8 protein-coding genes are annotated in these 5,777 nt (G+C 64.6%); 3 read left to right on the top strand and 5 right to left on the bottom strand.

The window, feature by feature from the left end:
* Positions 1–121: 121 nt before the first annotated feature.
* From AC5JJ6_RS38410 to AC5JJ6_RS38400, 3 genes are all read right to left on the bottom strand, one after another.
* A complete protein-coding gene (locus AC5JJ6_RS38410; protein WP_496047086.1) occupies positions 122–424 on the bottom strand; it encodes a hypothetical protein in 303 nt (100 codons plus the stop codon).
* 104 nt (positions 425–528) lie between these two features.
* A complete protein-coding gene (locus tag AC5JJ6_RS38405) occupies positions 529–1,032 on the bottom strand; it encodes a TIGR02444 family protein (RefSeq protein ID WP_496047085.1) in 504 nt (167 codons plus the stop codon).
* 9 nt (positions 1,033–1,041) lie between these two features.
* Positions 1,042–2,127 carry an ATP-dependent 6-phosphofructokinase gene (locus AC5JJ6_RS38400; protein WP_496047084.1) on the bottom strand — a complete coding sequence of 362 codons (1,086 nt, stop codon included), beginning with the start codon at positions 2,125–2,127 and terminating at the stop codon, positions 1,042–1,044.
* A 174-nt stretch (positions 2,128–2,301) separates the two neighbouring features.
* Here AC5JJ6_RS38400 and AC5JJ6_RS38395 point away from each other — a divergent pair, with 174 nt between their 5' ends.
* The 3 genes from AC5JJ6_RS38395 to AC5JJ6_RS38385 all read left to right on the top strand — a co-directional run bounded on the left by AC5JJ6_RS38395 (position 2,302) and on the right by AC5JJ6_RS38385 (position 4,229).
* On the top strand, positions 2,302–2,502 hold the full coding sequence (locus AC5JJ6_RS38395) for a YdcH family protein (RefSeq protein ID WP_044427672.1): 201 nt from the start codon (positions 2,302–2,304) through the stop codon (positions 2,500–2,502).
* Positions 2,503–2,667: 165 nt separating this feature from the next.
* The gene (gene purE, locus AC5JJ6_RS38390) at positions 2,668–3,135 is read left to right on the top strand and encodes a 5-(carboxyamino)imidazole ribonucleotide mutase (protein ID WP_496047087.1); all 468 of its coding nucleotides are present in this window, start codon (positions 2,668–2,670) and stop codon (positions 3,133–3,135) included.
* Positions 3,132–4,229, top strand: coding sequence for a 5-(carboxyamino)imidazole ribonucleotide synthase (locus AC5JJ6_RS38385; protein WP_496047083.1), 1,098 nt, complete (start codon positions 3,132–3,134; stop codon positions 4,227–4,229). The genes purE and AC5JJ6_RS38385 overlap by 4 nt, the downstream gene beginning before the upstream one ends.
* A 33-nt stretch (positions 4,230–4,262) precedes the next feature.
* Here the strand turns inward: AC5JJ6_RS38385 and AC5JJ6_RS38380 are convergent, their stop codons facing one another.
* Together AC5JJ6_RS38380 and AC5JJ6_RS38375 are read right to left on the bottom strand one after the other, a co-directional pair.
* Positions 4,263–5,072: a DUF2189 domain-containing protein gene (locus tag AC5JJ6_RS38380; RefSeq protein ID WP_496047082.1), complete on the bottom strand. Its 810-nt coding sequence runs from the start codon at positions 5,070–5,072 to the stop codon at positions 4,263–4,265.
* Positions 5,073–5,192: 120 nt separating this feature from the next.
* On the bottom strand, positions 5,193–5,375 hold the full coding sequence (locus AC5JJ6_RS38375) for a DUF4169 family protein (protein ID WP_044427670.1): 183 nt from the start codon (positions 5,373–5,375) through the stop codon (positions 5,193–5,195).
* Positions 5,376–5,777: the final 402 nt, after the last annotated feature.

Genomic DNA, 5,777 nt, shown 5'->3' with positions numbered 1-5,777 from the left:
AGCGAAGCGGCAGCCGACATAGACGCGCCTGCTTGTCGGCTGCCGCTTCGCTCTACACCGACCTACGCAGTGAAGGTATTCGAAGGTGTTCGCACAGGTCGGCCTCTTCGGTCCCCCAGTATCAGACGGCCCGGCCGGCGTAGTACAGCGCAGCCCTCGCCATTTCCTTCGGTGCCGGGCAAAACTCTCCATCGATTTGAAAGCTGTGTATCCATTCCGCCAGATGATCGACGGCATCCCTCGGCGGTATTCGCATCAGATGGCTGGCGGTCTCGATGGGATCGACATGGCAATGCAGGAACAGGGTGCTGACTGTCACCGTGGCGCCCGTCTCCTCGAAGCCCAGTTCGAATTTCAGCAGCCGGCGGGCGCGCTCCTCCACCGTGGGTGAGCATCCTTTCAGGGTAAACAGCAACTCCTTCATCGCGCTGAAACCTCCAGCCGGATTCCGTATTTCCATAATCAAGGATAGGTCGCGGTCGCCCGATACCCATACGGAAACTGCTGGCTTGTTCGAAAGTTCGATGGTTACGGCGAAAGGGCCGAGTTCGCGATCGTTCGCAACGATTCGGAGCTTTCGGTATCTCCGGCCTGCGGCGCAGCCAATGCCAGATTTGCCATGATCGCGACGACGCCGGACCCATCCCGCCGGTCGGGCAGAAAGCCGGCCAGAGTCTCAAGCTCGATTCGCTCCGCCTCGATCTCTATCGCCTGAAGCCGTGCGCGGAGTTTGTCCGTCGTCCTGTCGGGAGCGGGTGCCGGACCATGCTTCAGCCGCCGCCGGACGGCGCGCAGAGGCTCCACCACCTCGCCATGCCACGCGCCTACCGTCCCCACGGCAGCGGCCATCTCATCGGCTGTCAGCACGACGCCCTGTTCGGCGCCTGCCCAGGCGGCGAACAGCAGGAGCGTCACGTTGCAGCCGTACCGGTCCTGAAGCAGAAGACAGGCGTCGGAGACGCCCGGCTTCTGGTAGACCGTCAGGGCGAATCGCCAGAGCGCCGCGCCCTTGTCCGCGTCTTGGGCGGTCACGTCCAGCCCTCAGTCGCCCAGGCAGATGCCAAGGCCGCGCGCCGTCTTGACCAGGGCGCTGTCCAGCTCGACCGCCTGATAGCGGGCGATCGCGTCCTCGATCGAGACGTCGATCACCTGCCGGTTCGACCAGGCCACCATGCGGTCGAACTTTCCTTCCGCGATCAGGTCCACGGCATGGACGCCGAAGGCGGAGGCGATCAGCCGGTCGCGCGGGCTCGGCATGCTGCCGCGCTGGACGTGCCCCAGCACGGTGACCCGAGTCTCGGCGCCGGTGGCGGCGGCGATCTGCTCGCCGATATAGTTGCCGATGCCGCCGAAGCGCTTCTGTCCGTCCAGGTATTCCTTCTGGACTTCCTTGCCCTCCGACGTCTTGACCGCTTCGGACACGACCACCAGGGCGAAGTTGCGGCCCTGCCGGCGGACCTGATGGATCTTCTCGGCGATGCTGTCGATGCTGAAGGGGATCTCCGGGATCAGGATCACGTCGGCGCCGCCCGCGATCCCGGCCGCCAGCGCTATGTGCCCGGCATCCCGGCCCATGACTTCCAGCACCATGACGCGGGCATGGCTGGCCGCCGTCGGTTGCAGACGGTCCAGCGCCTCGGTCGCGACGCCGACGGCGGTATCGAACCCGATCGACGCTTCCGTCAGGCCAAGGTCGTTGTCGATCGTCTTCGGCACGCCCACAAGGTTCATGCCGCATTGCTGCGCCAGCTTGCGGAGGATCGCGAAGCTGCCGTCGCCGCCGATGCCGATCAGGGCGTCCAGCCCCAGTTCCCGGTAGCCGCCGGCTATTTCCGCGCTGCGGTCCTTGACCGTACCGTCCGACATCGGAAAGGAGAAGGGATCGCCTTTGTTGGTCGTGCCCAGGATCGTGCCGCCCTGGCGCATCATGGTGCTGCCGACCATGTCGAGGCTGAGCACCTCATAGTGGACCGGCCGCGACAGAAGGCCCATCGTACCTTCCTTAATGCCGATCACTTGCCAGCCGTATGTTAGCGTGGCGCGATGCACCACTGCCCGGATTACGGCATTGAGTCCAGCGCAATCGCCGCCGCTGGTCAGGATGCCGATGCGTTTTTCACCGCTCATGTCCGCTCGTCTTTCGCTATGTCCGCTGTCTGGTAGCCCGGTGGCAGTGTTACCAAACCACGTCTTTGCCGCAACCATGCATGCAAAGCTCAACCGCGAGACAGAATTCTGTTATAACCCGGCGCACGATGCCGGCCCCGGCTGAACCGAATTTGCGTAAAGTGCGTCCCACCGATGAATGAACAGGAAATTTTGCAGCAGAAGCTGGCGTCGTTGCGCATCGAGCACCGCGACCTCGACGATGTCATCGCCCGTATCGGCGAACAGGCTCCCTATGATCAGCTTCAGCTTCAGCGGCTGAAGAAACGGAAGCTTGCGTTGAAGGACCAGATCACCCGGCTGGAAAGCCGGCTGCTGCCCGACATCATCGCATGACGGGGATCGCATGACGGCGACCGCCTGATCGCGTGCTTGCCCACCGGTGCTCCGATCCTATAATCGTCGTTTTTCCTCATCCAGCATATCGGGCCGCGACACGTGACCAGCGCCAATACTTCCCCAAACGTCGACTCCGGACGGAAGCCGCTGGTCGGCATCATCATGGGCAGTCAATCCGACTGGCCGACCATGAAGCACGGTGCCGATGTGCTGGAAGCCCTCGGCATCCCGTTCGAGGTCCGCATCGTCTCGGCCCACCGGACGCCCCAGCGCCTGTATGATTTCGCGTCGGGCGCCAGGGAGCGCGGGCTGAAGGTCGTCATCGCGGGAGCCGGCGGCGCCGCCCACCTGCCGGGCATGGCGGCGGCGATGACGCCGCTGCCGGTGTTCGGAGTCCCGATCGAAAGCCACTCCCTCAAGGGGATGGACAGCTTGCTGTCGATCGTCCAGATGCCCGGCGGCATCCCGGTCGGCACGCTCGCCATCGGCAAGCCGGGCGCCATCAACGCGGCGCTCCTCGCCGCGGCCGTGCTCGCGCTCAACGATCCGGCGGTCGCCCGGGCGCTGGACGACTGGCGGTCGCGCCAATCGGCGGCCGTTGCCGAAGCTCCGGTGGAGACCGCGCCATGACCGGCGAGACCATTCGCACCGTGGCCCCCGGCGGCACCATCGGCATGCTCGGCGGCGGCCAGCTCGGGCGCATGACGGCGCTCGCCGCCGCCCAGCTCGGCTACAAGACCCACGTCTTTTCTCCCGACGCCGACAGCCCCTGCGCCCAGGTGTCGGCCGCCGAGACCGTCGCCCGCTACAGCGACCATGAGGCGCTGGCGAAGTTCGCCCGCTCGGTCGATGTCGTGACGCTGGAGTGGGAGAACATTCCGGTCCAGACGCTGGCCTTCCTCGCCAAGTTCGTGCCCGTGCATCCCGGCCCCGGCGTGCTCGCCATCGCCCAGGACAGGCTGCTGGAAAAGGATTTCGTCAACCGCCTCGGCATTGCAACGGCACCGTGGGAGCCGGCCCGCTGCCCAGGTCAGGCGGCGACGGCCTATCAGACCATCGGCACGCCCTGCGTCATGAAATCGGCCCGCATGGGCTATGACGGCAAGGGCCAGATCAAGCTGACCGGCGACACGGCGCCGGTGGATGCCTGGAAGTCGATCGGCGGCGTCGATGCCATCGTCGAAGGCTTCGTCGATTTCGCGCTGGAAGTCTCGGTCATCGTTGCGCGCGGCCAGGACGGCGAGATGGTGGCCTATCCCGCCGTCGAGAACCGCCACGCCAACCACATCCTGGACGAAACGATAGCTCCCGCCGCGATAGCGCCGGAGACGGCGGCGGAGGCCGAAGGGGTGGCCCTGCGGATTGCGGACGCCTTGCGGTTCGTCGGCGTCCTGGCGGTGGAAATGTTCGTCACCCGGGACGGTGGCGTGCTGGTCAACGAACTGGCGCCCCGGCCGCATAACTCCGGCCACTGGACGATGGACGCCTGCGCGTCCAGCCAGTTCGAGCAGCTCGTCCGGGCCGTCTGCGGCCTGCCGCTCGGCTCGGTCGAGCGAGTCGCCGACGCCGTCATGAAGAACCTGATCGGGGACGACGTGGAAAGCTGGCCGGACCTGCTGGCGGAGCCCGGCGCCCGCTTGCACCTGTACGGAAAAGCGGAGGCGCGTCCCGGCCGCAAGATGGGCCATGTGACGCGCCTCAAACCCCTGGTGCGGGCGCCCTGACGGCGCCCGCTTCCATCCAGCCGGGACTTCGCCTCACTCGTGGGAGACGATCTCCTTATAGGCGTACCAGCTGGCATAACCGATCAGGGGCAGGGCCAGGGCCAAGCCGATGAAGGCGGTCGCTAGACCGGCTGCCGTGAACAGGACGATCAGTCCGGCCCAGCCCAGCATGGTCTGCCAGTTTTCCATCACGCCCCGGACGCTGGTGGCGACGGCGGTGAAGAGATCGGTGTCGCGGTCGAGCAGCATCGGGATCGACAGCGCCGTGACGGCGAAGACCACGGTGGCGATCACGGCGCCGATGATCGAGCCGACCACCAGGAAGATCAGCCCCTGTTCGGTGAAGAACACGGTATTGACGAAGCCTTCCAGGGTCGGCGGCTGATAGCTGAAGAACAGGGCGAAGACCAGCAGCGCCACCCGCACCCAGAACAGCAGCATCAGCATCAGCACCAGGCCGATGGCGGAGATCTGGCCGGCATTGCGCGCGAAGGCGCCGAAGGCATCGCTCAAACGAGCTTCCCGGCCCAGGCTGTGGAGCCGGCTGACTTCGTAGAGGCCGACTGCGACGATCGGCCCCATCAGCATGAAGCCGGCGATCAGCGGCAGCACGAGGTAGAAAAGACCGATCGAGGAAAGGCCGAGCACCAGCATATAGCTGACGGCGACCAGGGCCAGGCCGTAGCTGAGGCTGACGACCGGAGCGCGGCTGAAATCGCTCCAGCCTTCGGACAGCCATGCCCATGGCCGGTCCAATCCGACGCGGCGGATGTGCGGGATGGCGAAGACTTTGGTTACCGAGGTATGGTCTGGATCGGTGTCTCGATGGTTCGCGTAAGTCATCGGTGTCTCCCCCGGATGCCGGCATGCGGCGATTATATGCGACAATGTAGCGCATTCGAGCAAATGGGGAACACGAATCTTTGTGGTCACTTGAGATTTATCGTTCAAGCCTGTCGTTAACTAGACAGGGTCGTCTATTTTCTTGCCATCGATTTCCTTGGCGATCCTGGCCGCCTCGTCCTTTTCGCGGGCTCGCTGGTCCTTGGTGCGGCCGTATCGTGTCCTGTTCGCGGCGGCCTGCGCCTCGCGCGCCGCTTTTTCCTTCGCCTTGCGGAAGCGGTTCAGGTTAACGACGTCTCCCATGGCATGATCCCGCTCTGTTGGTTGCGTTCGCCTTAAAATCGCCTTGGCTTAAGCCGAAATTGCGATACGCGGCAATGGTGGTTTGCTTAAAGACGCTTGCTTCTTTAGCTTAGCGCAGGCAGCCGGTCCCGCATACTCGCCCGATTGGGCGGATAGGGGGTAAAGCTGGTACGACAGGCGCATGGGTGCGGATCTTGCGGCCTTCGGTGCTGACGGTACCCAGTACTGCCGGTGCCAAGTATTGACGGTGCGGAAACTACTATATCGAACGGTATCGGCGGAACTCGCGTGAAGAAGCTTCTCATCGGAATCCTGGCCGTTCTGCTGCTGGTCGTCGGCGCAATCTTCGTCATTCCCAGCCTGATCGACTGGAACACGTACAAGGCTGAGATCGCGGACCGG

This window comes from Skermanella sp. (assembly GCF_059503625.1).
The sequence above is the reverse complement of the archived record's forward strand: the minus strand, read 5'-3'. Positions and strand labels throughout refer to the sequence as shown.